General features: G+C 64.7%; 23 protein-coding genes. 14 read left to right on the top strand and 9 right to left on the bottom strand.

Annotated elements, in window-relative coordinates; translation table 11 throughout:
• Positions 1 to 4: 4 nt before the first annotated feature.
• Entirely contained in the window at positions 5 to 352 is a 348-nt protein-coding gene (locus HBH1_RS24775; protein ID WP_146012811.1) for a hypothetical protein, read from the bottom strand.
• Between the two features lie 21 nt (positions 353 to 373).
• Between HBH1_RS24775 and HBH1_RS03415 the strand changes: the two genes are divergently transcribed.
• Positions 374 to 1,327 carry a 2-hydroxyacid dehydrogenase gene (locus tag HBH1_RS03415; RefSeq protein ID WP_102661600.1) on the top strand — a complete coding sequence of 318 codons (954 nt, stop codon included), beginning with the start codon at positions 374 to 376 and terminating at the stop codon, positions 1,325 to 1,327.
• A gap of 64 nt (positions 1,328 to 1,391) precedes the next feature.
• Positions 1,392 to 2,321, top strand: a complete 930-nt coding sequence (locus HBH1_RS03410; protein WP_102661599.1) for a LysR family transcriptional regulator — start codon at positions 1,392 to 1,394, stop codon at positions 2,319 to 2,321.
• A gap of 2 nt (positions 2,322 to 2,323) precedes the next feature.
• On the opposite strand, the gene mntP is transcribed toward HBH1_RS03410, so the two are convergent.
• From mntP to HBH1_RS03395, 3 genes are all read right to left on the bottom strand, one after another.
• Positions 2,324 to 2,905: a manganese efflux pump MntP gene (gene mntP / locus HBH1_RS03405; protein WP_006461904.1), complete on the bottom strand. Its 582-nt coding sequence runs from the start codon at positions 2,903 to 2,905 to the stop codon at positions 2,324 to 2,326.
• Positions 2,906 to 3,192: 287 nt separating this feature from the next.
• Positions 3,193 to 4,587: a hypothetical protein gene (locus HBH1_RS03400; protein WP_102661598.1), complete on the bottom strand. Its 1,395-nt coding sequence runs from the start codon at positions 4,585 to 4,587 to the stop codon at positions 3,193 to 3,195.
• Between the two features lie 348 nt (positions 4,588 to 4,935).
• Positions 4,936 to 5,871 (bottom strand): cation diffusion facilitator family transporter, encoded by a 936-nt coding sequence (locus HBH1_RS03395; RefSeq protein WP_102661597.1) that lies wholly within the window; start codon positions 5,869 to 5,871, stop codon positions 4,936 to 4,938.
• Positions 5,872 to 6,190: 319 nt separating this feature from the next.
• On the opposite strand from HBH1_RS03395, the gene HBH1_RS03390 reads away from it, so the two are divergent.
• Complete coding sequence (locus tag HBH1_RS03390; protein WP_102661596.1) at positions 6,191 to 7,828, top strand: DUF342 domain-containing protein; 1,638 nt, start codon at positions 6,191 to 6,193, stop codon at positions 7,826 to 7,828.
• Between the two features lie 77 nt (positions 7,829 to 7,905).
• Positions 7,906 to 8,304, top strand: a complete 399-nt coding sequence (locus tag HBH1_RS03385; protein ID WP_102661595.1) for a hypothetical protein — start codon at positions 7,906 to 7,908, stop codon at positions 8,302 to 8,304.
• A 12-nt stretch (positions 8,305 to 8,316) separates the two neighbouring features.
• On the opposite strand, the gene HBH1_RS03380 is transcribed toward HBH1_RS03385, so the two are convergent.
• Positions 8,317 to 9,165, bottom strand: coding sequence for a LysR family transcriptional regulator (locus HBH1_RS03380; protein ID WP_102661594.1), 849 nt, complete (start codon positions 9,163 to 9,165; stop codon positions 8,317 to 8,319).
• A gap of 111 nt (positions 9,166 to 9,276) precedes the next feature.
• Between HBH1_RS03380 and HBH1_RS03375 the strand changes: the two genes are divergently transcribed.
• The 5 genes from HBH1_RS03375 (at position 9,277) to HBH1_RS03355 (ending at position 12,816) form a co-directional block, all read left to right on the top strand.
• Complete coding sequence (locus HBH1_RS03375; protein WP_102661593.1) at positions 9,277 to 10,323, top strand: bile acid:sodium symporter family protein; 1,047 nt, start codon at positions 9,277 to 9,279, stop codon at positions 10,321 to 10,323.
• A 136-nt stretch (positions 10,324 to 10,459) separates the two neighbouring features.
• Entirely contained in the window at positions 10,460 to 10,831 is a 372-nt protein-coding gene (locus HBH1_RS03370) for a VOC family protein (protein ID WP_006461911.1), read from the top strand.
• Between the two features lie 118 nt (positions 10,832 to 10,949).
• Positions 10,950 to 11,648 carry a helix-turn-helix transcriptional regulator gene (locus HBH1_RS03365; RefSeq protein ID WP_166758401.1) on the top strand — a complete coding sequence of 233 codons (699 nt, stop codon included), beginning with the start codon at positions 10,950 to 10,952 and terminating at the stop codon, positions 11,646 to 11,648.
• A gap of 121 nt (positions 11,649 to 11,769) precedes the next feature.
• Positions 11,770 to 12,174: a DUF2325 domain-containing protein gene (locus HBH1_RS03360; RefSeq protein ID WP_006461913.1), complete on the top strand. Its 405-nt coding sequence runs from the start codon at positions 11,770 to 11,772 to the stop codon at positions 12,172 to 12,174.
• A 138-nt stretch (positions 12,175 to 12,312) separates the two neighbouring features.
• A complete protein-coding gene (locus HBH1_RS03355) occupies positions 12,313 to 12,816 on the top strand; it encodes a hypothetical protein (protein ID WP_102661591.1) in 504 nt (167 codons plus the stop codon).
• Between the two features lie 137 nt (positions 12,817 to 12,953).
• Here HBH1_RS03355 and HBH1_RS03350 read toward each other — a convergent pair whose 3' ends face one another.
• From HBH1_RS03350 to HBH1_RS03340, 3 genes are all read right to left on the bottom strand, one after another.
• Positions 12,954 to 13,781 (bottom strand): diguanylate cyclase, encoded by an 828-nt coding sequence (locus HBH1_RS03350; RefSeq protein ID WP_006461915.1) that lies wholly within the window; start codon positions 13,779 to 13,781, stop codon positions 12,954 to 12,956.
• A gap of 212 nt (positions 13,782 to 13,993) precedes the next feature.
• On the bottom strand, positions 13,994 to 15,571 hold the full coding sequence (locus HBH1_RS03345; RefSeq protein ID WP_102661590.1) for a methyltransferase regulatory domain-containing protein: 1,578 nt from the start codon (positions 15,569 to 15,571) through the stop codon (positions 13,994 to 13,996).
• 55 nt (positions 15,572 to 15,626) lie between these two features.
• On the bottom strand, positions 15,627 to 16,100 hold the full coding sequence (locus HBH1_RS03340) for a nucleotide pyrophosphohydrolase (RefSeq protein ID WP_006461917.1): 474 nt from the start codon (positions 16,098 to 16,100) through the stop codon (positions 15,627 to 15,629).
• A 170-nt stretch (positions 16,101 to 16,270) separates the two neighbouring features.
• Between HBH1_RS03340 and HBH1_RS03335 the strand changes: the two genes are divergently transcribed.
• The 4 genes from HBH1_RS03335 to HBH1_RS03320 all read left to right on the top strand — a co-directional run bounded on the left by HBH1_RS03335 (position 16,271) and on the right by HBH1_RS03320 (position 20,070).
• Positions 16,271 to 16,864, top strand: coding sequence for an attG domain containing protein (locus HBH1_RS03335; protein WP_166758403.1), 594 nt, complete (start codon positions 16,271 to 16,273; stop codon positions 16,862 to 16,864).
• Between the two features lie 387 nt (positions 16,865 to 17,251).
• Complete coding sequence (locus tag HBH1_RS03330) at positions 17,252 to 18,901, top strand: methyl-accepting chemotaxis protein (RefSeq protein ID WP_102661589.1); 1,650 nt, start codon at positions 17,252 to 17,254, stop codon at positions 18,899 to 18,901.
• 184 nt (positions 18,902 to 19,085) lie between these two features.
• Entirely contained in the window at positions 19,086 to 19,295 is a 210-nt protein-coding gene (locus HBH1_RS03325; protein ID WP_102661588.1) for a protamine P1 domain containing protein, read from the top strand.
• 148 nt (positions 19,296 to 19,443) lie between these two features.
• On the top strand, positions 19,444 to 20,070 hold the full coding sequence (locus tag HBH1_RS03320) for a trimeric intracellular cation channel family protein (RefSeq protein ID WP_102661587.1): 627 nt from the start codon (positions 19,444 to 19,446) through the stop codon (positions 20,068 to 20,070).
• A 589-nt stretch (positions 20,071 to 20,659) separates the two neighbouring features.
• Here HBH1_RS03320 and HBH1_RS03315 read toward each other — a convergent pair.
• Positions 20,660 to 20,869 carry a cold-shock protein gene (locus HBH1_RS03315; RefSeq protein WP_006461922.1) on the bottom strand — a complete coding sequence of 70 codons (210 nt, stop codon included), beginning with the start codon at positions 20,867 to 20,869 and terminating at the stop codon, positions 20,660 to 20,662.
• 450 nt (positions 20,870 to 21,319) lie between these two features.
• Here HBH1_RS03315 and HBH1_RS03310 point away from each other — a divergent pair, with 450 nt between their 5' ends.
• Positions 21,320 to 24,241, top strand: coding sequence for an HD domain-containing phosphohydrolase (locus tag HBH1_RS03310; protein WP_102661586.1), 2,922 nt, complete (start codon positions 21,320 to 21,322; stop codon positions 24,239 to 24,241).
• Positions 24,242 to 24,275: the final 34 nt, after the last annotated feature.

Below are 24,275 nucleotides of genomic sequence, written 5' to 3'. Positions count from 1 at the left end.
ATCGTTATTGGCGGCGGGAAGATGACGGTGTCGCCTTCAGGGCGGCAGCGCCCTGCCCGTCCGGTGCGATCGCAGGTGCATGCTTGTCTCCATTGCGGGTGGCGGGCTTTGTTGTGCTTCCCGGCAAAGGGAGATATTGGCGCCCGACGTTCTCGGCGGCCGTCTCGGGATGGCCGACGCTGGGAATCATGGCCGTGCACTGCAATACCGTCCAATCTTTTCTGGCTATCAGGTGATGTGCAGATTGAATCGATGCTGATACCGGATCGCTCACCAATTCCTGTATCAATTGATAGCCTTTTCGGATTGGACGCGCTCCCCGAATGACCGCATCATCCGCCGGCATTGCCATCGAACGAGAAGGAGTCTCCCCATGAAACGCCACGTGCTGCAACTCAATCCCATCCTGGTCCCGGCCATCAACGACAAGCTGGAAAGCCGGTACCACATGCATCGCCTGTTCGAGCAGGAGGACAAGGAAGCCTATATCGCCCGTCACGCCGCGGTCATCGAAGGTGTGATCACGGGCGGTCACACCGGCATCAGCAATGCGTTGATGGATCAGCTGCCGGCATTGAAGGTGGTGGCCGTCAATGGCGTGGGTACCGATGCCGTGGATCTGAACCATGCGCGCAGCAAGGGCTTGCCGGTGACCGGTACCTTCGGCGCGCTCACCGAGGACGTGGCCGACCTGGCGCTGGGCCTGATGCTGGCGGTGTGCCGCCAGATCTGTCCGGGCCATGCCTTCGTGCAGCGCGGCGACTGGGTGCGTCATCCCTCGCCGGCGGCGATCCCGCTGGCACGGCGCCTGAGCGGCAAGCGCGTGGGCATCGTCGGCATGGGCAAGGTGGGGCGCGCCATCGCGCAGCGCGCCGCGGCCTTCGGCTGCCCGATTGCCTATACCGACCTGCGTGCCATGGACGACCTGCCGCACCGTTTCATTGCCGACCTGCTGCAACTGGCGCGCGAGAGCGATGTGCTGGTGCTGGCCGCCGCCGCCGACAAGGCGCAGGGCATCGTCAATGCCGCGGTGCTCGACGCACTGGGTCGCGACGGGGTGCTCATCAACATCGCGCGCGGCAAGCTGGTGGTAGAAGAGGATCTGGTCGATGCCCTGCAGCGCGGGGCCATTGCCGGGGCCGGTCTGGATGTGTTCGTGGATGAACCCAACGTGCCGGCCGCCCTGCTGCAGATGGACCAGGTGGTGCTGCAGGCGCATCGCGCCAGCGCCACCGTGGAGTCGCGTACCGCCATGGGCGAAATGGTCCTGGCCAGCCTGGAACAGGGCCTGGCCGGCCTACGCCCGGAAGGCAGCCTGACCACCTGAGGCCAGCCGGCCGCAACAGGGAGTGCGCCTATAATGCAGGCGCACTCTTCACAGGCGAATCCCCATGCTCGATCTGGCTCAAGTCCGTTGTTTCGTGGTCGCTGCGACCGAACTCAACTTCCGTCGCGCAGCGGCCCTGCTGAACATGACGCAGCCACCGCTGTCGCGCCAGATCCATCTGCTGGAGCACAAGCTGGGCGTGCAATTGTTTGAACGGGTTGGCCGCACGGTGCGGCTGACCACCGAAGGGCGGGTGTTCCTGGCCGACGCCTCGCGCCTGCTGCAGCTCTCCGAACAGGCCGAGAGCACGGTACGCCGCGCCAGCCAGGGCAAGACCGGGCGCGTGCGGGTGGGCTTCACCGGCGCCGCCGGCTATGAATTGATCCCGGAACTGCTGATGCAGGCGCGCCAGCAATTGCCGGAGATCGACGTGGTGCTGTTCGAACTGATCTCGGTGGCGCAGCTGGAGGCCTTCACTGCCAATACCATCGACATCGGCTTTCTGCGGCCCCTGTCGTCGCGCCAGCCGCTGGAGCTGGCCCTGGTGGACGACGAGCCGCTGGTACTGGCCATGCCCAAGGGCCATGCGCTGGCACGCCATGCGGAGGTGGCCACGGCGCAACTGGACGGCCAGCCCTTCATCATGCATTCACCCACGCATGGCAAGTATTTCTACGAACGCATCATGGCCATGCTCGGCGCGGCCGATGTCAAACCCGACTTCACCCAGTACATCGACCAGAGCCACACCATCCTCTCGCTGGTCAGGGCCGGCCTGGGCGTGGGCATCCTGCCGGCCTCGGCCCAGCGCTTCCATTACGACCGGGTGGAGTTCCGCCCGCTGGCCGGCGAGGTGCCGCGAGCGGAAATGAGCATGGCCTGGCGCGCCGACCAGGACAACCCGGCGGTGACCGCCTTTCGCCTGATGGCCGCCGACTACTGTGCGGCCAGGGCCGCGAGGGCCGCCCCTGGCGGTGATGTCGCGCCGGACTGAATTCAACCGCCTGCGCGGCTCAGGTGTTCATACAGGATGGCCGCGCCGACACCGATCAGCACCACGCCCCCGATGATCTCGGCACGTTTGCCGATGAGGTGACCGAGCACGCGACCGACCATCACGCCGATGGTGACCATGGTGGTGGTGGCCAGGCCGATCAGCAAGGCCGCTTCGAGGATGTTGACGTCGATGAAGGCCAGGCCCACGCCGACGGCCATGGCGTCGATGCTGGTGGCGACCGCGGTGAGGGCCAGCATCACCACCGATTGCTTTTGCGGGGCGGCGTCGGCTTCTTCGTCTTCATCGTCCTCGCTCATGCCTTCGCGGATCATGCGCGCGCCCAGCACCAGCAGCAGCGTAAAGGCGATCCAGTGATCCCATTCCGACACCCATTTGGTGGCGACCGAGCCGGCGAACCAGCCGATCAGGGGGGTAATGGCCTCGATCACACCAAACAGCAGACCGATGCGCAGGGCTTGCAGGAAGCGCGGCTTCTGCATGGCGGCGCCCTTGCCGATGGCTGCCGCAAAGGCGTCAGTGGACATCGCAAGCGCGAGGAGAAGGAGTGCGGGGAAATTCATGAAGGGGATTCCTTGGCCGGGCGAAGTCCATGGACGTGCCTGCGCGCCCAGCCTGGCCGCAGGATACGTCTATGGTCTCGCCTACCTGATTGGCTACCCGCGCCACGGCAAGATGTTGCCGAGAATGTTGACACGGGCTCTTCCGGATGACCCGGAAGCTGGCTACTCCCCAAAGAGAAGCCCGGATTTTAAACGAAGACGGTTGGGCTAGACAAGTTGTTGTGGCGGTCGCCGCAACAGGGCGAGTGGCAAGACGCATCGTCTCACGCCACGCTCCTATGCCCCATTCAATCGTTGAGCAACTGCGTGCCGTTGCGACGGACCTGGTCCGGATCGGCCTGCAACAGGCCCAGCGCACTGATGCCGTCGAGCAGCCGGCTACGCCGGTAGGCCCCATCGGCGGCACGGGCCTCCTTGCCGTCCTGCAACTGGGCGGCAAAGTCGCGCACGATCTGGGCCTGCAAAGGGGTGTGGCTCTGGCTCACCAGCTGACCGAGCACGTACTTGCTGACGCGACTGTCCTGGCTGGCCGATTGCTGCAGGCGGGCCTGCGTCATGTAACCGAGGCGGTAGCCGATCTCCAGCCGGCTGTCGGCCTGGTCGTCGATCTGGTGGTAGGTGTAGTTCTGCGATTGACGATCGGTCCCCAGCCGCAGCGGCAGGTCGGCTTGCAGGGATTGGTGGTAGGACGCCTTGAGTCGGGCCTGCGCCTGCTGCACGATGGAGCGGTCAGCCTGGCGCGCACCGGACAGGTTGGTGTGCTGCGAGACCTGGTAGTCAAAACCATCCACCTCGTCGCGCCGCAGGGGATTGGGCGCCGCGCTGGCACCGGTGATGGAGGCCGTGAAATCGGCCAGCCCCGACAACATGCGACGATCATTGAGGTCGGCGACCAGCGCCGGTGCCGATAGCTCGCCGGGACGCGTCGGCGTCGTGCTACCGCCATGCAACTGGGCGAAGGCATCCTTGAACAAGTCGGCAAGGGCGGCATCGCCATGGCCTCGACGGGTGGCGGCATCGAACTGCTGCAGGTAACTGGCGATGGCGCGCTGGCGTTGTTGGGCGCTACCGGTGATGGCCTCGCTGGTGGCATCGACGGCGACCTTCATGGTGCCGGCGGCGCTGGTGGCGCTCACGCTGCGCTGGGTCGCATCGGCATGCAGTTGCACCTGCAGATCGTCCCCCAGCGTGGCGTTGAGGTCGATGGCGGTCAGGTGCTGCTGGTCCAGGTGCATCAGGCCATCCAGGTCCAGCGTGGGCGGTTGGGCAGCCAGCCCCTTGAGGGCCTGCTCGAAGGCATCGCCCATCGCACTCAGGGCGGCGCGATCGTCATCGTCCAGCGTACCCTGGGCCAGCTTGAAATCGACGGCGATGCCGTCGGCATTGGCAGCGAGATGGAGCTCGATGCGCGCCCCCGATTGGGTGGTCAGCGAAAGATCGACGCGCTGGCTGGCGAATCGATGCAGCTGATCACGCAGGACCGCCTGCACATCGCTGTTGCCCTGGGTCGCGGTGGACGACAGCAGCACCGACTGCGAGTAGCTGCCGCCCCCCAGGCTGGCCTGGTCCAGCAGGGCCTTGCCCAGACCGGTCCAGCGCTCACCCATCGGGCCGGCGCCGATGTTGCGCGCCATCAGGGTGGAGAGCGTGTCGCCCTGACGGCTCTCCCATATCGGCGGCATGGATGCAGGCGCCTCACTCATCCGGCCGGACGCTGAATAGAGGGAGAGCACGGGCGCCAGGGGGCGGGCGCTGGCGCTGGAACTGGCAGTAGAGCTCGGGGCCGAGGTCGATGACGCCGTGACGACGGCGGGCGAGTTGCTACTGGTGGAGGTTGCGACCGCTGCAGGAGCGGTGGACGTGTAGGCCGGCGACGGCGACACGGAGGTCAGTGGGCTCATGAGCGCAGAGGGGCTGGCGACGATACGCTAGCTAACGGCCCCCTGCTGCGATTCTTTAGATGAACGTACGCGGCGTATCGGCACGCGACGTCTAGAGATGTCTAGCGGAGTCCGGCATGGCCTGGCGCGTCAAGGCTGCTGCGCGGTGAGGCCCGCCTTTCCCGGGGTGTCGATCGGGTCCACATGCGTCATCACATCCAGCACATGATGCGCATCCAGCACCCGGCGCCGGGCATCGGTGGCGATCGCATGGCCTTGCGTGACGCTCAGCGCCCCGTCGATTTCCAGATGCACGTCCACCTGCGTCATGTCGCCCATGCGTCGGGTGCGCAAGTCATGCAGGCCTTGCACGCCAGGTGTGGCGAGGATGGTGGCGCGGATCGCCTCTGCCTCTTCGGTCGAGACGGCGCGGTCCATCAGGTCGTGCAGGGCGCTCCAGAAGAAACCCCAGCCGGTGCGCACCACCATCAGGCCGACCACCGCTGCGGCCACCGGATCGAGCAGGGTGAAACCGGCCAGGCTGCCGACGATGCCCAGTGCCACCACCAGCGACGAGGCGGCGTCCGATCGCGCGTGCCAGGCATTGGCCACCAGCATGCTGGAACGCACGCGCTCGGCAATGCGCAACATGTAGCGGAACAGCAGTTCCTTGGCCAGCAGGGCCACCAGTGCCACCCACAGGGCGGTGATATGTACCGGCGGAGTATGTCCGTAATGCTGGATCTTTTGCGCAGCGGAGATCAGCATGCCCAGGCCGACGGCCAGCAACAGGGCGCCCAGCGCCAGGGAGGCGGCATTTTCGTAACGCTGGTGACCATACTGGTGATCGTCGTCGGCCTGCTTGCGGCTGTGGTGCCCGGCCAGCAGCACCACGAAATCCGAGATCAGGTCCGAGAGCGAATGGATGCCATCGGCAATCAGGGCCTGCGAACCGGTGAATACGCCAGCCGTGACCTGCAGCATCACCAATACGATATTGACCACGATGCTGACCAGCGTACTGATGCGTCCGGCGCGGTAGCGGGCGGGATCGCCCTTGAAGTCTTCTATTTGGGTACTTAACATAAAACCAACGATAAGAGCCTAATCTAGAGTCAAAGTCGGCAAAACTTGTGCTATCCATCAAATTACTGGATCATCTTGCCACATTACAATGTCAGCTGTATTGCGCCAGGGGGTGGCGTCGCCGCTTTTTTACGGTCCGGCGTACGCGGGACCGCGCAGACGCGGTGACCAACGAGCGACAACAGCATGCGCCCCCTTCGCATGAAATAACAGCACGGCGCCCCTGGCGAACCGTGTACATCCGCGGCAGCGGCGGTGGCAACAACGTCGCGCAAGCAATCCGCGGCAGACCCGGTGCAGCCATTCATCGAGGAACAGCATGAACCAAGCAACTCCGCAACCGCTGTCGTTTGCGTTCGACAGGGCCAGCGGCGAACTGAGCGCAACGTTTACCCCGACGGCGGGCTTCCCGCCGCTGACCCTGGCCTTCCTGAAGCAAGCCATGACCGATCATGGCCTGACCAAGCTGTTCTTCCAGGACTCGGTCCTCAACGCCTTCGTGCGCAAGGCCGAGGAGGGCAAGGAAGCCGTCACCCAGGTCATCGCCGAGCGCCGTGATGGCGAGTTCTCGCTGGACGTGGCCGACGACCTGATGACGGCATCGCTGACCCTGGTGCCGCCCTACGGCGGTCGCGCCAAGAGCGTGGAAGTGGTCAATGCGATCCGCGCCGCCGGCATCACCTACGGCATCCTGCATGAACAATTGCGCGGCGCGCTGTCCGCCGGTTTCTGCAACAAGCTGGTGGTGGCCCAGGGCTTGATGCCCACGCCTGCCGAGCCGGCCCGTTTCGAGAGTCTGCTGGAAGAGAAGGAAGAAGAGCTGGCCGACATCGACGACGATGCCGTGGTTTCCTATGCCGACATGGGGCATATCCTGCTGGTGAAGGTGGGCGACCCGCTGATGCGCCGCATTCCGCCCGTGCCGGGCAAGGATGGCATCGATATCCGTGGCGGCAAGGTGCCGGCGCGGCCGATTGCCGATGTGAGCTTCGCCAAGGACAGCATCGGCGCCGAACCCAGCGAGGACGATCCCGATCTGCTGGTGGCGATCGTGCCGGGCCAGCCGACGGTGATCAAGAACGGCGTGAAGGTCAACCCGGTGCTGGATGTGGAGAACGTCGACCTGTCCACCGGCAACCTGAGCTTCGAAGGCACGGTGCGCGTCTCCGGGGATGTGCTGACCGGCATGAAGCTGCACGTGGGCGGCGACGTGGTCGTCAACGGTACGGTGGAAGCGGCCGAGATCGTGGCCGGGGGCAGCGTCACCGTCAAGGGTGGCGTGATCGGCCACAGTGAAGGCGTGACCGCACAGGCGGGCAGCACCGCCATCGCCTCGCGCATCAGCTCACAGAAATCGGTGCAGGTGATGTTCGCCGAAAGCGCCCACATCGAAGCCGCCGAAGACATCCTGGTGCTGGGCAATGCGCGTCACTGCGAACTGCTGGCCGGTAACGAGATCACGGTCGGCAAGGGCAATCCGCGCACCGGCCACATCATCGGCGGCCGGGTAGAGGCCACCAACATCATCCGTGCCAACGTGATCGGCGCCTCCACCAGCACCCATACCCGCATACAGGTCGGCCTGGATCCCTATCTGGAAGAAAAGATCGCCATCAAGGAACAGGAATACACCCGCAAGGTGTCCGAACTGGACCGCACCATCAAGCAGCAGAGCTACTACAAGCTCAATCCCGAAAAGGCCACGCCGGAACTGGTGCACGAAACCAGCGACAAGCGCAAGGCGCTGGCCTACGAGGTCAAGGTGCTGCTGGAAGAAGTGGGGCAGATGAAGGAAAACATGGTCGCTGCGGAAGATGCGCGCATCATCGTGGCCAAGGCCGTCTATGAGGGTACGGAGCTGCGTATCGGGCACGAGGTCTGGCCGGTGCAATCCGACCTCGGTGGCGGTACCGCGCAGTTGTTCGAAGGCGATATCCGCTACAACCCGAAAAAGTGATGCCGCGCCAGCGCGCCTGTGGATAAATCGTTTATACGGTTACACTTGCACTTATCCACAGGCCCGACCACTCTCCCATGCAAGATCAGCTTCCCCAGGCCACGCCACCATTGCTGCGCGAACTGGCCACCCGTTCCGCCGACATTTCCCAGAACTGCAACTGCCGTGCGGTCGACACCAGCGGCTGGATCAGCCTGCCGCTCTCGCTGCCGGAGACGCAGCTGGCCGACGTCGCCACCCTGATCATCGATCCCTACGCGGAACCGACCTTCACCGAATATCACCCGGAAGGTACCCGTTACGATTCACCGACGGCGCCCATCGCCCCCGCCTGGTATCCCTACAACCGCTGCAATGTCGCCCGCTGCACGCAGTGCGGTCGGCATTACCTGCGCTACATGGAGGCCGGCGGCTACTTCGTCGACCGCCGCATCCGTGCCCTGGAAAATCCGGCACTGGTGGTCGACCCGGCATAAGCGCCCTGCCCTTCAGCCGCGACTGAGGCGGCTCGACATCAGGATCTGATACAGCGTATCGGCCGGCTGCGACAGGCGGCGCGCCGTCAGGGCCACATATTCCACATCCGGCAGGCGCGGCAGGGCCGCGTGATTGAGCGGCGGTACCAGGTCACGCGAAGACAAATGCTGCGGCAGGGCCGCCAGCCCCAGGCCTCCGCGTGCAGCCGCCATGCAGCCGGCGTGGCTGCCGCTGGTGCAGACGATGCGCCAGTGATGCCCGGACTTGCCCAGCGCCTGCAAGGTCGCGGCCCGGGTGATGCTGGGTTCGGGCAGCAGGATCAGGGGCAGCGGCTCGGTCAGGTCCACCAGCGTGTCCGGCCGGGTCAGCCACTGCATCGGCGTGGAAAACATGCTGTGACCGCGCGATTCGCCGGCACGGCGCTTGCCCACCAGCAAATCCAGCTTGCCCTGGTCCAGCGAGGCATAGAGGTCGCTGGTCAGGCCGATGGTGATCTCCAGTTCCACTTCAGGATGCTGGCTGCGGAAAGCGGCCAGCATGTCCGGCAGCGGCCCCATGGCGAGATCGTCGGAAGTGCCGAAGCGCACCCGGCCGCGCAGGCGGGGGGCGCTGAACTGGGCCTCGGCGCGGGCATGTGCCTGCAGGATCAGGCGCGCATGCACCAGCAGGCTCTCGCCGTCGGCGGTCAGCGCCAGCGAGTGGGTATCGCGCACGAAGAGGCGCCGGCCCAGGCTTTCTTCCAGCCGGCGGATGTGATCGCTCACGGTGGACTGGGTCAGCCCGAGCTGGCGCCCGGCCTCGGTAAAGCTGGCCGAGGCGGCGGCGGTGGTAAAGGTCTGGAGCCAGAGCGGATTGAGCATGAGGCATTATCATCGGACTTTCCGATGACAGTCAACGTGCTCAGAGGGGTTCCCGATGGCAGGCGGATTTCCTATCATGACGACAAACCCCTTTTCCATTGCGAGTACGTCATGAACCGCTTCCTCCCAGACCGCTTCACCCAGTTGCTGATCGGCACCGTGCTGCTGGCTACGCTCTTCCCGGCCACCGGGAGCTTCGAGCATTTCATGCACCTGGCCAGCAATGCGGCCATCTCGCTGCTGTTCTTCCTGCATGGTGCCAAGCTCTCGCGCGAGGCGGCGCTGTCGGGCCTGAAGCAACCGCGCCTGCACCTGCTCACGCTGGGCTCGACCTTCATCCTGTTCCCGCTGCTGGGTCTGGCACTCAAGAGCGTGGTGCCGGACCTGTTGACGCCGCAACTGTGGATGGGCGTGCTGTTCGTCTGTACGCTGTCGTCGACGGTGCAGTCCTCGATCGGGTTCACCTCCATCGCCCGTGGCAACGTGCCGGCAGCGATCTGCGGCGCCACGGCGTCCAACCTGCTGGGCATCGTGATCACGCCGCTGCTGGTGACGCTGCTGCTGCACCGGCACCACGAGGCCAATGGCCTGTCGCAGGTGTTGAGCATCCTGCTGCAACTGTTGCTGCCCTTCGTGCTGGGCAACCTGATGCGGCGCTGGATCGGCGAGTGGATCAACCGCCACAAGGTGATCGTCAACGTGGTCGATCGCGGCGGCATCCTGCTGTCGGTCTATGCCGCCTTCAGCGTGGCGGTGGCACAGGGCGTGTGGCACCTGTTCCCGCCGGGCCAGCTGGCCTTGCTGGTGCTGGTCAATGCGGTGCTGCTGGGCGCGGTACTGCTGATCACCACCTTCGGCGCACGCGCCCTGAAGATGCCGCGCGGCGATGAAATCGTGCTGGTGTTCTGTGGTTCCAAGAAGTCGCTGGCCTCCGGCATCCCCATCGCCTCGGTGCTGTTTGCCGGCAGCGGTGCAGCGGTGGTGCTGTTGCCCATCATGCTGTTCCACCAGATGCAGCTGATGCTGTGTGCCGTGCTGGCGCGGCGTTATGCGGCGCAGCTGGACGGCGTGGAGGCTGCCGAGGCTGCCGACGCTGCAGAGGTTGCAGAGGTTGCGGCAGCTGGCAAGGCCGGCGCACCGCTGGCGACCTCCCGCTGAAGCGACTCGATTCTTCCCATTTCTTCTTCCCTGGCGAGGGCTACTGACAGAACGTTGTCAGTAGCCCTCGCGCATGATGCGTCGCATGCCACACGGCATGACCAATCCCTCATCAACGACGCAAAGGAAGAAGAACATGCAAACCCAAGTCAACTGGTTCGAGATCGCCACCAAGGATCTGCAGCGCGCCACCCGTTTCTACGAAGCCGTGTTCGCCACGCAGTTGCGCCAGGAGCAGATCAGCGATAGCGGTCCGATGGCCATCTTCGTGCGTGACGATGGCCGCTCGGTCGGCTGCCTGACCGGCCCCGGCTGGCTGGAACCGACCCGCCAGGGCACACTGATCTATCTCGATGCCGGGCCGTCGATCCAGGCGGTACTCGACCGCGTGGTCGCCGCCGGTGGCGAGCTCACCATGGAACGCACGCAGCTGCCCAACGATATCGGCTATATCGCGCAATTCATCGACAGCGAAGGCAACCGCATGGCGCTGCACGCCATGCACTGAGCGACTGGCCCGGCCTGGTGACGAGCATGCAGGCATCTTGCACAGCAGCATCGAAGTCTGTGGCGGGCCTGCAGCGTGCGTGCCAGAATGGCGCGCATCAATTTTCCGCCTCCCTTCCATGCGCCGAGCCGACCGCCTGTTCCAGATCACCCAGTACCTGCGTGGACGCCGTCTCACCACGGCGCGCCAGCTGGCGCAATGGCTCTCGGTCTCGGAGCGCACGGTCTATCGCGATATCCGCGATCTGTCGCTGTCGGGCGTGCCGGTCGATGGCGAGGCCGGCGTCGGTTATCGCATCAAGCCGGGCTATGACCTGCCGCCGCTGATGTTCAATGCCGATGAAATCGATGCCCTGGTGATCGGCATGCGCATGGTGCAGGCCTGGGGTGGCCCGCAGCTGGGCGCCTCGGCCGCGTCCGCGCTGGCCAAGGTGGTGCTGGCACTGCCCAAGGAAAAACGCGACTTCGTCGAAGCCACACCGCTGTTTGCCCCGACCGCACCGGACGCCGGCGGCCAAGGTGAGCGGCTGGAGGCGCTCCGCCAGGCCATCGGCAGCCGCCACAAGCTGCTGCTGCACTACACCGACGCCCAGCAGCGCGCCAGCCAACGCGTGGTCTGGCCGCTGGCGCTGGCTTTCTTCGGCGGCACCTGGCTCCTGGCGGCATGGTGCGAACAGCGCGACGACTTTCGCTCCTTCCGCCTGGACCGTGTACAACAGATGAGCGAGCAGGGCTATTACCCGGACCGCAATGGCCGGCGTCTGCCCGACTTCGTACGGGCCATGCAACGCCAGGCCCGCAACCAGCCGGCGGCCTGAACCATACGGGCTTGCGGCAGCTTCAACGCAAATCGCATATGTAGCTGCAAATTGATTCGTTCGCGTCACGGAAGGCGGCGGTTAGGCTGGAACCGTTCCTCACTTCCGGCGAGTCTGTCTCATGCGTGCTGCCCTGCCCTCCCCTGCCCAAGCTGCCGTTTCGCTGGCCGACCGCTGCGTGCTGTGCGTGGGCGGCCTGACCGGCGCCCGCAACCACTACCGGGCCGAGATCGAAATACGTGCCGGCCGCTTCCTGCATCACGATGGTGGCCGCGAAGACAACCTGCATCGGCTCACGCCCATGCTGGCGGCGGCCGACATTGTCATCTGCGCCTCCGGCAACATCAGTCACAACGCCTATCACCTGGTCAAGAGCACCTGCAAGAAACTGGGCAAACCCTGTGTATTGGTGAAGGGGACGGGCATCGCGTCCTTCCTCGACGGACTGGGTCACCTGGCCGCCGAGGATGCACCGGCCGACGGTCCCTCGGCACGCGGTGACCGGGTCTTGCGGCGCAAGCGCTAGCAGCCCATCCGTCGCAAAAAATGCCGCGCTGCAGTACGGATTGGAAAAATCGGCAAAAGCCCCCTACAATCGACTCCCTGGCCCGCATTGCCTGGCCGCACAGACAACATGCCGTCACGGCAATTTCCGGGAGTCCGTTTGAAGATCGTAACCCGCCTGAGCAATCGCCTCCTGGCGCTGGCGCTGGCCTGTGCGGCCACTGTCGCACCGGCGGCGCACGCTGCACCGCAGCCCAGTTTCGGCATCGAGGTCGGCAACGCCCTGCTGTGCCTGAACCAGCTCAACAGCAAGTATTTCTTCGATTATCTGGTGGCAGCCTTCGGCCCTCCGTACAAGACCGAGGGTGGCGCCTACTGGTTCAAGGCCACCAATGTCTCGCTGTGGGGCATGCAGGCGACCGACTTCCTGGTCAATGACAGCAGCAGCCAGGCCGATTTCATCGGGGCCTACTTCAACACCACGCCGGTCAAGCTGACCGATGCCATCAAGGCGGCGCTGGGCATCCGCTTCACGCCCGAGGATGACACCGCCTATCCGGTGCGACAGTCGCAGGCGGGCAGCAAGATCGTCTACAACGATACCAATGCCAAGATGTATTGCGCCAAGTCCAAATTCCTGGTGCCGGGGCCGGAACAACCCTGAGGTGGTGCCGTAACGGCGCCCCCGCCCGTCCAAGACAAATGCCGCGCGCTGCAGATTGCAACGCGCGGCATTTGTCCATTTGCACTCCGGATGACGCTGGAGCGCTCCGCCCGGGTCAAGAGGGGACGGGGACCGGCTCAGGCCTGCGCCTTGACCAGATCCTCGGTGGTGCGGATGCAGTCGCGGCCGGAGGCCTTGGCCAGTGCCAGTGCCTGTTCCGATTCGCGCAGCACCGTTTCGGGCTCATCCACCTGACGCTGTGGCGTCACCGAGGCGATACCGATGCTGATCGTCACCCGTCCGGTCGGGCTGGCGCTGTGGGTGATGTCGAGCTGCTCGATCGACTTGCGGATGCGTTCGGCCACGATCAGCGCGCCTTCCAGCTTCGACCCCGGCAGCAGGACTGCGATTTCCTGGGTCCCGAACCGCGAGAGAAGGTCTTCCGGTCGCACGTTGGTATCGCGGATGGCGCTGCCCACCCGGCGCAATACCTTGTCGCCGGCCATGCGACCGTAGGCGGCGTTGTATTCGTCGAACAGGTCGATGTCGATCATGATCACCGCCAGCGAAAGATTGGTGCGGGCGGCGCGGTTGAATTCCTCCAGCAGGCCACGCTCGAACTGACGACGGTTGGCCAGGCCGGTAAGGGCATCTTCCAGGCCGACGCGGGCCAGGGTCTTTTCCATTTCTTCCAGATGGACGCGCGCATCGTCGCGCTCCTCCACCAGCTGCTTGCGCTCGCTCTGCAGGTTCTGCAGTTCGCTTTCAAGACCGCCCAGCGGCCGCAGCAACTGCCCCAGCAGCAGCCAGGACAGCAATGCCGACAGCAGCACCAGCACGATGGCGGCGCCAGCCAGGCCCTGCGTGCCGCTCCACGCCATGGCGGTCAGGACGGCAGCGGTGACGACCACGGCGGCGGTAGCGGCCAGGGTCAGGCGAGTTTGAAGTGTTCGGGACAGGGACATAGGCAGAAACCGACTTTCCTTAAAGAATTCCGGCGCCGGGGGCTGCAAGCGCGGCAGTGACGGCCGGCAATACGGCCACGCGAAATGCTACAGGCTCGGACGCTGCGATGCAACGCGCAATGTCATCCGGAGTGTCGACGCCGGCCCCGATCAGCCACGCCGCGAGGATTGCGGTGAGGATTGCCCTGGTAATCGGCGCGCCTGGCCTGCCATCAGGCCACCTGCAGGGCCTGCAGCAACGGCAGCCGGGTACGCGCGAACAGCCGGGCCTGGGTCGCCAGTTCGGCCAGGTTTTCCTCTTCGCCTTCCAGTCGCACACCGTCGCGCACCAGCCGCTTGCCCTGCGCCGAAACGTGGCGCCAGACCTGGGCCGGCCAGGCGTCGATGTCATCGCCGCAGTGCTGGCGCGCCAGCAGGAACAGCTGCTCGACGCGATCCACGCGCACGCCACCACCGGTGAGCGGGCTGACCAGATGACTGATGTCACCCTCGTCACTCCCGAGGCCATGGGTCGGCGCCAGCGCCGCACGCTGCAGCAGCCAGGCGTTCAAATCGCCGGTGCGGCGCGCGATCTGGGCCTGGGTGGCGGCGTCCGACTCGGCCGGCAACGGCGCGGCGTGACCGGTGCCGATCAACATCAGGGCCGAATCGATCACCTGCGAGAGGTTCAGGTTGCGATGCGCCAGCGTCGCCGCCAGGTCGACCAGGGTATGCGGCTGGTAGTCCGACAGGGCTTGCAGGATGGGCTCGTAGATCAGGCGGTTGAGGGTGATCTCGGAGGCCACGTTCTGGATGGTCAGCGGCACCTTGTCCGGCTCGGTCAGCAGGACCACGCTCTGCAGCGCCAGCGCCTGTACCCGCTGGCGCTCGTCGAGGACCTCCCCGCCGCGCACCCAGTAATCGCGCCGGAAGGTCTGGTTGACCATGAAGTCGCGCACGCTCTGGTACAGCACCGGATCGCTGATCCCGGCCAGGCATTGGCGCTGGGCCGGGGTCAGGTTGGCCATGTCGAGATGGTCGATGTAATGCGCCGGGCAGGCGAACTGCAGGCCGGCACGCGCCAGGCAGCGATGGATGTCGGCGAAGGCCTCGGCATGCCAGTCGCGATTGAAGTATTCGTGGGCGAGATAGCTGCGCGGTTGCTGCTGCAGGATCTTGAGGCGATCGCGCATGAAGGGATTGGCCTGGGCATAGACCGGATCGGTCTCGAACATCTGCGCGGCGAAGGCCAGCGCGGCATCGATGCGGGCTGCGGTGGGCAAACCCTGCTCGTCATTGCCCACCTGCTGGGTGTGCTGCACCAGCAGGTCGCGCAGCGGCATGAATGCCGACCAGCCGGGCTGGGTGTTGTAGCTCAGGTAGAGCACGCCACCGGGCTTGAGCTTGCGGTCGATGAAATCGAAGATGATCTCGCGGTTTTCCTGCGAGACCCAGCTCCAGATGCCGTGCAGGGCGATGAAGTCGAAATCGGGCAGGTCGTCACGCCGGCAGAAGTGCGAGAAGCTGGAATCCTCCAGTTGCGCCCCACTCCCGCTGGCGGCTGCCAGTTCGCGGGCGAAGGCTGCCTGCAGCGGGTTGAAATCATTGCCCCACCAGCGCGTGCCGGACGCGGCCGCATGGAAATTGGTCGACAGCCCCTGGCCGAAACCCAGCTCACAGGCGGTCTGGATGGCCGGTGCGCGCAAGCCGTGGAAGGCGAAGGCCAGCGGCAGGCGTGCCGGGTTCATGCCCGGGTAGTAGCCGTAGGTGTAGGCGATGTCGACGACGTAACCGTCATTCCAGTTGTTCAAGGCGGGCTCCGTACGGCAGGGAAGACTGGCAAAGGGATAAGGAACGACAACCGGCTCAGCGCGCCGGACCGGCCTCGCCGCCGGTGGCGTCGGCGGCTGCCGAAGCAGCCGACGCGGCCAGCACATCGTATTTGCGGGCGTTGCCACGTGCCAGCTCGACCGGGTACTTGCGGCGGTTCAGTTCCATCTTCTCCAGCACGGCGCTGCGCAGGTCGACGCCGGTGTGGTCGGCCAGCTGGATCAGGTAGACCAGCACGTCGGCCATCTCATGCCGGATGCCTTCGCGCGCGGCGTCATCGAGCTCGTGCATGGCGCCGGTCGGCAGCCACTGGAAATGCTCCATCAGCTCGGCTACCTCCACCGACAAGGCCATGACCAGGTTCTTGGACGTGTGGAAGCGCAGCCAGTCGCGCTCACCGGAAAAGCGGCGGATGATGTCGCGCAGTTCATGCAGGTCGGAGACAGGGGTGGCCGGGGTGGCAGCGGCTGCAGCGGGATCGGCAGGGGGCTGGGCGGAATGATCAGTCATGGCGTCTTGTCCGGGGGAGTGCGCTATGGCGCTGTTGTATTGATGCGCATCGGCTTGGCTCGACACTTTATCACCAACCCACACGGGGGCAGGCGGACGATTGATCTGGGACAGTTTTTGTGTCGCCGTAATGAGGCACAATGAGCAAAAATCGCGACGTTTAGATCACCATGCCGATAACTCTTCGCACCTCGCTGCGTTTCCTGTCCTGCGCCACGCTGATGCTGGCGCTGCTCACGACAGGTTGCGACCGGCGCATCGACCAGCAACTGGCCGAGCATGAAGCCGCGCAGGCCACGCTGGGCATCACGCCCAAGCAATTCGCGGCGCGCTTCAATGAGCACGTTGCCGACGTGCTCAAGGACATGCAGGTCGAAGAGCCCGAGCACATGGCCCGTCTTTACATGCTGGACGCGGACCGCCTGCATCCCGGCCAGTACGACTACGTGCTCGACGCCAAGGTCGGCCCGGCCCAGACCACCATCATCGGTACGCTCAACAAGAGCGGCGAGCTGCGCAACGTGGGCGTGATGCTGACCAACAAGACCCAGGGCGCCCGCGACGAATTCCTCATCTGTGCCTCCAGCGCCGCGCGCAGCTTCGTTACCTCCGGCCAGGACAAGCTGCTGCCCCTCATTACCCGCCTGACCACGGTCGCGCTCGACAATCCGGGACAACGCATGACCGAGGTCGTGGCCGATCAGTTGCTCTCGGTCGAACTGGTGCCGCAAGGCGTGTTGTTCCAGGTGCAGCCGCGCCAGTGATCCCCGCGCGGCGCGGCCGATGACGTCGGGAAACAGTACGGCCGCGCAAGCGCAGCACAATAAAACGCCAGGGTCGCAAAGGTTTCAACGGGAAATGCCTGCCTATTTCTCGGATAGAAAAGGCAAGCCAACGTTTAGATTCTGGACATCGTGGTTTCCGTGTTTCCCTGATCACGCCGGGACAGGCTGACGGGAAACATCCATTGCGGAACGGCCATGGATCGCCTTCTTACAGACTCGGGATTCCACGTCAGGCCCATGGTCAGCCATGACCTGTCTTGAAAAACGGGGCTGCAACGCTTGGGGATGAAGCGCTGCAGCTTTCTATAACAGCGGCAGGACCGTGGCCTGGGCAGGGTCGGGCGGTCCGAGGGCACGGGGGCAAGCATGCGCACGAATCTACCTATCACCACCAATGAACGGTTGCTGGAGGATGGCAAGTCCATCGTTTCCAAGACCGACCTGCAAGGCAACATCCTCTACGTCAATCCTTACTTCGTGGAAATCAGCGGCTTCGAGGAGGCCGAACTGATCGGCGCGCCGCAGAATATCGTGCGCCATCCGGAAATGCCGCGCGAAGCCTTTGCCGACATGTGGACCACGCTCAAGGCCGGGCTGCCCTGGAACGGGCTGGTCAAGAACCGCTGCAAGAACGGTGACTTCTACTGGGTACAGGCCAACGTGACGCCGGTACGTGAAAACGGCCGCGCCGTCGGCTACATGTCGGTGCGTACCCGCCCTTCGCGGGAGCAGGTGCAGACTGCCGATACCGCGTATCGACGCTTTGTGGCCGGTCAGGCGCGTGGCGTGCGTATCCATCGCGGCGCCGTGGTGCGTACCGGCCTGCTGGGATGGCTGCAGGGTCTGCGTGACCTGTCGGTGGCGCGACGGCTGGGTTGGACCATGAGCGTGCTGACATTGATGTTCCTGCTGGGCGGCGTCGTTGCCGGGGCCGCCGTGCAACGCGCTGGCGGCAGCCCTTACGCCGTGTGGCTGGGGACGGCGCTGGGCGCCATCCTGCTATTGGGTTCGTGGGCGCTGCTGCACGCGAGCATCGTGGCACCGCTGCAGCGGGCCATCCGGTCCGTACATGGTCTGGCCGGTGGCGACCTCGACCTGCATATCGATACCGACGCACGCGGCGACATGGGCTTGCTGCTGCAGGCCTTGCAGCAACTCAACGTCAACCTGCGCGCCATCATCGGCGACGTGCGACGCAATGTGGAATCGATGACCATCTCCACCGGCGAGATCGCCAGCGGCAACATGGACCTGTCCGGGCGCACCGAATCGCAGGCCTCGGCGCTGGAAGAAACCGCCTCCAGCGTCGAGCAGTTCGCCGCCACCGTGCGCCAGAACGCCGACTCCGCCGCCAATGCCGACCGTCAGGCTCAGTCGGCCTCCTCCATTGCCCAGCGTGGCAGCCAGTCGGTGCAGCGCATGGGCAAGACCATGGAAGAGATCGATACGGCCTCGCACAAGATCGTCGACATCATCGCGCTCATCGACGGCATCTCCTTCCAGACCAACATCCTGGCGCTGAACGCGGCCGTCGAGGCAGCCCGCGCCGGCGAACAGGGCCGCGGCTTTGCCGTGGTGGCGTCGGAAGTGCGCACGCTGGCGCAGCGTTCGGCCTCGGCCGCCAAGGACATCAAGGGGCTGATCGACGACTCCCGCGCCAAGGTGGAGAGCGGCAACCAGCTGGTGCGGGAGACCGCGCAAGCCATGGGTGACCTGGGCGGTGCAGTGGAAAACATGGCGGTGACCATGGCCGAGATCACGGTGGCCAGCAATGAACAGAGTGGCGGCATCGAACAACTGAACCAGGCCGTCAATGCCATCGACGAAACTACGCAGCAGAATGCGGCGCTGGTGGAGCAGGCCGCGGCGGCCGCCGAAAACCTGCGCGACCAGGCGGTCAAGCTGAGCCAGGCCATGTCGGTCTTCAAGATCAGCCACGGCGCTACACGCGCCGGGGCATCGGTGGCACTGCGGCCATCGCGCACGCAGGACCCGGGCCTGATGCTGGCGCAATAAAACCGCAGCGAGGAAGCCGGCTTTACACAGCATTGCATATCTTTACGCGCATGGCAGGGGGTGGCACCTTTGCACGGCTGTCGCGCTTGCTTATGATGAACTCCCGCCCGGTGGTCTCCGGTATCGCTGACGATATCGATGCAATCTGCCGGGTGCCTTCGATCTCATCACAAGGGAGTTTGACATGAGCGTATCTTCCGTTTCCTCCGGCAACAGCGGCTTCTACAACACCGTCATCGCACCGATCAAGAAGGTCGCCGTGGAAGTGGGCGACGACATCGAAAGCGCCTACGACACCACCGCCGACGCCGTCTCCTCGGCTGCGCATGCGGTGGCCGATAGCGTCAGCTCGGGTATCAAGGCGATCGGCAACATCATCGATACCTCGGCCTGAGCGGTCCGTTTCTCGCGAGCGCATCACCCATGGTGGTGACGGTCGCGTTGGCATTGCGTGATGGAATGCGTATCCGGCCATCGCGGTCCGCAGGGCGACATGCAATAATCCGGGCAATCCGACTTCTTCGGCTCGCCCGGACCCTGCCATGCTGCTGTACACCATCTACCTGATCGCCATCTGCGCCGAAGCCGTCTCCGGCGCGCTCATGGGTATCCGCAAGGATATGGATATCTTCGGCATCTGCCTCATCGGTACGGTCGCCGCGCTCGGTGGCGGCACCGTGCGCGACCTCCTGATCGGTCACTATCCGCTGGGCTGGGTGGCGCATCCGGAATACCTGGCCTTCACCATCTGCGCGGCCATCGTGGCGGCAGTCGCGGCGCGCGCGCTGCATCACTTCAAATCGGCCTTCCTGGTGGTGGATGCGCTGGGGCTGGTGGCTTTCACCATCATCGGCTGCGACATCGCCCGCAGCTTCGACAACTTCCATCCCGCCATCGTGGTCATGCTGGGGATGGTCACCGGCGTATTCGGTGGCCTGCTGCGCGACGTGCTGTGCAACGAAATCCCGCTGGTGCTGCGGCGCGAAATCTACGCCAGCGTATCGCTGCTGACCGGCGCCCTGTATGTGCTGATCCTGCATCTGCAGATCGACAGCCGCATCGCCACCCTGAGCTCGCTGCTGCTGGGCTTTTCGGTACGCCTGCTGGCCATCCGCTTCCATTGGGAATTGCCACGCATGGACAAGGAACGGGTGCGCGGCTTCGACTGAGCTCTGCGCCGCCCACCACGCCCCAGAACGCAAAAAGCCCGCCTCGGATGAGGCGGGCCGTTCATTGATTAACGCTGGATTCACCGCGACCCAGGCTATCTGCAAGGTGTCGCCGATCCGACCTGCCCGGCCTATCTGGCCGGTGCGGTCCTGCTCCAGGTGTTCGTCTTGTCCTGGTCCCGGCAGATCTCAGGGATCGGCGGTCCAGTCACTCCATCTACGAGCGATTAATTAACTATTTGCTCCACGGGACCAGCCCGTGATCGGCGGACGATTTGCTGTACCTGCCACATGCCCGCGCTATCTGCACGGCCACATGGGGCTGGCCACTGGCGATCGCCGGCCGCGCCCTGTGCATCCTGAGCGCAACGAAACGTCGCGCGACTGATGCAGGAAGGGCTGGCATCCCCTCTTCCGGATCGGGATCGGCCCTGACTATCTGCCAGGTGCCGCTCCGAGGAAGCCCTCGTCCGGAGTGAGGTGATGCCGCTTGGTGCTGCCGGCCTGGCCATCGGAATGTATGGAATACCTTGGCGTTCAGGCGCGGGCAGCGGGGATGTTCGGGTTCGCTTGCGCGAAGATCGAGGTCTTAGATGACCTTGATGTTGGTGGCCTTTTCACCCTTGGGGCCGACACCGCGGTCGAACGACACGCGCTGGTTTTCCGACAGGCTGCGGAAGCCATTGGACTGGATGTCCTGGAAGTGCGCGAAGACGTCGGCGCCGCCAGCATCAGGAGTGATGAAGCCGAAGCCCTTGGCGTCGTTGAACCATTTGACTACGCCGGTTTGAGTGCTCATGTTTATTCCTTTGGAAAAGTTTGGGACGAATGAAGGCAACATGCCTGCAAGGCACTTGAGACCAAGAACTGAAACCGAAGGAAAGAAAACAGAACGACCGAGGAGGGAACGACAGTCAGGCGGAATTGGAACCAACAAGAATACAACTTGATGCAAGTACAGCTAGTATTGTACACGACTTGCAGCAAATTGCCTCTCCTTGTCAACAAATGTGTGGTTTTTATGAAAAACGAGGCGCTGTCACGCCGCATCCCCTCAGCGACATCCCGTCGTCTTACGCGGTAAATCGAAACGGCGAGCAGGGGGAAGAAAAACCGCTTAACCACTTTATGCGACTCCAACGTAATTCCGGTATATTCAGTCGCATGGCCGTGTCCCGTTTGCGCCTGTGCATGGCGCTGCAAACGGCATCGCGGGTTTCGCTGCATGTCACCAGTCCCTGCGTGCTCAATGCCCCTTCCCGAACGCCCTTTGCCCGATACGGGCGACGACGATGCCAGCCTGCCGGGCCTGCCGGTGCGCTTTGGTATTTCAGCACTGGTGATGGCCGGCATGATCCTGCTGGCGGTGGTGCTGGTGTCGGTGGGCTGGTGGGGCGCGCGTCAGGTCCTGCTGGACATGGCCGAACGCTCGGCCGAGGACGCCGGGCGCATCATGACGGAGCGCTCGCGCCGCATCATCGACCCTGCCGTGGCCACGCTGCGCCAGCTGGCATTCGATCCCATCACGCAGGCCGGCACACTGGACGAACGTCTCACGCGCATTGCCGCCTTCTCCATCGACATGGTCGCCAACCCGCTGGTCTCGGCGGTCTATGTGGGCTATCCCAATGGCGACTTCCTGCTGGTGCGGGCGCTACGCGGCGCCGCGCAGCGCGAGTTCTTTGCCGCGCCGGCGGCAACCGCTTTCCTGGTGCAGACCATCACCGTCAATGGCGCCGGCCAGCCGAAGGGCCAATACCGTTTCTATAGTGCCGAGCTGAAACTGCTGGCCCTGGAAGACCAACCCGCTTACCGTTTCGATCCCCGCACCCGCCCCTGGTACGCCAGCGCGGACCGTTCGCTGGCACCGGCAATTTCGGCACCCTACGTGTTCTTTACCACGCGCCAGATCGGCATCAGCCTGTCGCAGCGCGCCCGCAACAGCGACGCGGTGGTGGCCATCGACATGACGCTCGATGACCTGGCGGCCAGCCTGGGCAATCTGCGCCTGACGCCCCACAGCGAACTGGCGCTGGTGGATGAGAACGACAAGGTGATCGCCTACGGTGACATGGGTCGGGTACTGGAGCAGGACGGCGACAACTTCCGCTTCCGCAGCCTGGCCGAACTGGACGTATCGAGCCTGTCGCTGTTGTCGGCCAAGTCCAGGGCGGGCGAGCAGCGCGCCCTCTACGATGTCAACGGCAGGGAATGGCTGGGCCTGTCACTGCCCTTCAACGTGATCGACGGCCACACTCTCAACCTGCTGATTGCCGCGCCCGGCGACGAACTGCTGGGTCAACTGGATCGCAATCGCAAGACCCTGGTATTGGTGGCACTGCTGCTGGTGATCGCCTTCCTGCCGCTGGGCTGGTGGGCGGGCCGTGCCATCGGGCGCAGCATGGAACGGCTGGCGCTGCAGGCCGGGCGCATGTCGCGCTTCGACTTCCGTACCCAGGACCGCAAACGCAGCGTGCTGCGCGAAGTCAATATGCTGACCCAGATGGTGGACCACGTCAGCCTGACGGTAGAAGCCTTCCTCGACATCAGTGCCATCCTCAGCACGGAAATCCATGTTGAAGAAATGCTGCAGCAGGTGCTGGAGAAATTCGTCCAGGCCACCCGCTGCGATGGTGGCGCGGTCTACCTGTGGCAACGCGAGAGCCGGCAGATGCAACGTGCGGCCGCCTACGGGCAGCAATGCGGGCTGACCGATACCATGGCCTACGAGGAACACGGCCCCGCCGCCGACATGGCCCGCGAAACCGACGACAACCGCCTGCGCGTGGAACTGGACCTGCGCGGCCGCAATGGCTCGCTGGAAGGGCTGCTGGTGCTGATGCATGCGCACGACAGCGCGCATGAGGATCCGCGCTTCCTGGCCTTTGCGCGCAGGCTGTCGGGCATGCTGGCCGTGGCCATCGAGACGCGCCAGCTGATCGCCGGACAGAAGGCCCTGCTGGAATCCCTGATCCGCCTGATGGCCGACGCCATCGATGCCAAGAGTCCCTATACCGGTGGCCACTGCGAACGCGTGCCGCACCTGGCCATCATGCTGGTGGAGAGCCTGGAGCAGGAGCGCGACGGTCGCTACGCCGACTTCAGCCTCAACGAGGACCAGCGCTACGCCTTCCAGCTGGCCGCGCTGCTGCACGATTGCGGCAAGGTCACCAGTCCCGAGCACATCGTGGACAAGGCCACCAAGCTGGAAGTGATCCACAACCGTATCCACGAAGTGCGGATGCGCTTCGAGGTCCTGTGGCGCGATGCCGAACTGGAGCTCCTGCACCAGTACCTGCCTGCGCTGGCACCAGCACAGGCCGAGGCGCTGCGACTGCGGCTTGAGGAAAGGCGCAAGCGGCTGCACGAGGATTTCGCCTTTGTCGCGCAATGCAATGTGGGGGGCGAGGCGATGTCGGAACAGGCCATCGCACAGTTGCGCCAGATTGCCGCGCAGACCTGGCAACGTCACTTCGACGACAGCCTCGGACTGGCCGATGAAGAAGCCCGGCGCCTGGCGGCAGCGCGTGGCGGCCAGCCGGCCCCGGCATTGCCGCAGACCGAGCAGTTGCTGGCCGATCGGCCGGAACACATGGTGGCGTGGGATGAGGAACATCGTCCGGCGGTCGAACGCGATGACCCGCGCAACACACTGGGCTTCAACATGAAGCTGCCGCGCTATCGGCAGAACATGGGCGAACTGCACAACCTGACGGTGCGGCGCGGCACGCTGACCGAGGAAGACCGCTTCGCCATCAACAACCACATCGTGCAAACCCTGGTGATGCTCAAGAGCCTGCCCTGGCCCGATTCGCTCAAGAGCGTGCCTGACACGGCCGCCAACCATCACGAGAAAATGGACGGCACCGGCTACCCGCGCGGCCTGCTGGCGGGCGATCTGCCCTTGCAGGACCGCGTGATGGCGCTGGCCGATGTGTTCGAAGCGCTGACCGCGGCCGATCGTCCCTACAAGCCCGCCAAGACCTTGTCGGAATCGCTGCGCATCATGGCCTTCATGTGCCGCGACCGCCATCTGGATGCGGATTTGTTCCGCTATTTCCTGCGCAGCCGGCTGTGGCGGAACTATGCCGATGACATGCTGCGACCGGCGCAACGCGACGAGGTCGACATCGCAGGCATCGAAGCATTGCTGGCACCCCTGCCGGCCTGAAGCGCAGGCAGGCCTGGGCCGGCCAGCACTTCCG

The organism is Herbaspirillum sp. BH-1 (genome assembly GCF_002870055.1).
Classification (GTDB): domain Bacteria; phylum Pseudomonadota; class Gammaproteobacteria; order Burkholderiales; family Burkholderiaceae_D; genus Herbaspirillum; species Herbaspirillum frisingense.
This window is presented reverse-complemented; position numbering and strand designations above follow the sequence as displayed.

Excerpts from the sequence above, each read along its gene's own strand:
- HBH1_RS24775 (WP_146012811.1), bottom strand. The coding sequence starts at position 352 with ATGGCAATGCCGGCGGATGATGCGGTCATTCGGGGAGCGCGTCCAATC.
- HBH1_RS03415 (WP_102661600.1), top strand. The coding sequence starts at position 374 with ATGAAACGCCACGTGCTGCAACTCAATCCCATCCTGGTCCCGGCCATC.
- HBH1_RS03410 (WP_102661599.1), top strand. The coding sequence starts at position 1,392 with ATGCTCGATCTGGCTCAAGTCCGTTGTTTCGTGGTCGCTGCGACCGAA.
- mntP (WP_006461904.1), bottom strand. The coding sequence starts at position 2,905 with ATGAATTTCCCCGCACTCCTTCTCCTCGCGCTTGCGATGTCCACTGAC.
- HBH1_RS03400 (WP_102661598.1), bottom strand. The coding sequence starts at position 4,587 with ATGCCGCCGATATGGGAGAGCCGTCAGGGCGACACGCTCTCCACCCTG.
- HBH1_RS03395 (WP_102661597.1), bottom strand. The coding sequence starts at position 5,871 with ATGTTAAGTACCCAAATAGAAGACTTCAAGGGCGATCCCGCCCGCTAC.
- HBH1_RS03390 (WP_102661596.1), top strand. The coding sequence starts at position 6,191 with ATGAACCAAGCAACTCCGCAACCGCTGTCGTTTGCGTTCGACAGGGCC.
- HBH1_RS03385 (WP_102661595.1), top strand. The coding sequence starts at position 7,906 with ATGCAAGATCAGCTTCCCCAGGCCACGCCACCATTGCTGCGCGAACTG.
- HBH1_RS03380 (WP_102661594.1), bottom strand. The coding sequence starts at position 9,165 with ATGCTCAATCCGCTCTGGCTCCAGACCTTTACCACCGCCGCCGCCTCG.
- HBH1_RS03375 (WP_102661593.1), top strand. The coding sequence starts at position 9,277 with ATGAACCGCTTCCTCCCAGACCGCTTCACCCAGTTGCTGATCGGCACC.
- HBH1_RS03370 (WP_006461911.1), top strand. The coding sequence starts at position 10,460 with ATGCAAACCCAAGTCAACTGGTTCGAGATCGCCACCAAGGATCTGCAG.
- HBH1_RS03365 (WP_166758401.1), top strand. The coding sequence starts at position 10,950 with ATGCGCCGAGCCGACCGCCTGTTCCAGATCACCCAGTACCTGCGTGGA.
- HBH1_RS03360 (WP_006461913.1), top strand. The coding sequence starts at position 11,770 with ATGCGTGCTGCCCTGCCCTCCCCTGCCCAAGCTGCCGTTTCGCTGGCC.
- HBH1_RS03350 (WP_006461915.1), bottom strand. The coding sequence starts at position 13,781 with ATGTCCCTGTCCCGAACACTTCAAACTCGCCTGACCCTGGCCGCTACC.
- HBH1_RS03340 (WP_006461917.1), bottom strand. The coding sequence starts at position 16,100 with ATGACTGATCATTCCGCCCAGCCCCCTGCCGATCCCGCTGCAGCCGCT.
- HBH1_RS03335 (WP_166758403.1), top strand. The coding sequence starts at position 16,271 with ATGCCGATAACTCTTCGCACCTCGCTGCGTTTCCTGTCCTGCGCCACG.
- HBH1_RS03330 (WP_102661589.1), top strand. The coding sequence starts at position 17,252 with ATGCGCACGAATCTACCTATCACCACCAATGAACGGTTGCTGGAGGAT.
- HBH1_RS03325 (WP_102661588.1), top strand. The coding sequence starts at position 19,086 with ATGAGCGTATCTTCCGTTTCCTCCGGCAACAGCGGCTTCTACAACACC.
- HBH1_RS03320 (WP_102661587.1), top strand. The coding sequence starts at position 19,444 with ATGCTGCTGTACACCATCTACCTGATCGCCATCTGCGCCGAAGCCGTC.
- HBH1_RS03315 (WP_006461922.1), bottom strand. The coding sequence starts at position 20,869 with ATGAGCACTCAAACCGGCGTAGTCAAATGGTTCAACGACGCCAAGGGC.
- HBH1_RS03310 (WP_102661586.1), top strand. The coding sequence starts at position 21,320 with ATGCCCCTTCCCGAACGCCCTTTGCCCGATACGGGCGACGACGATGCC.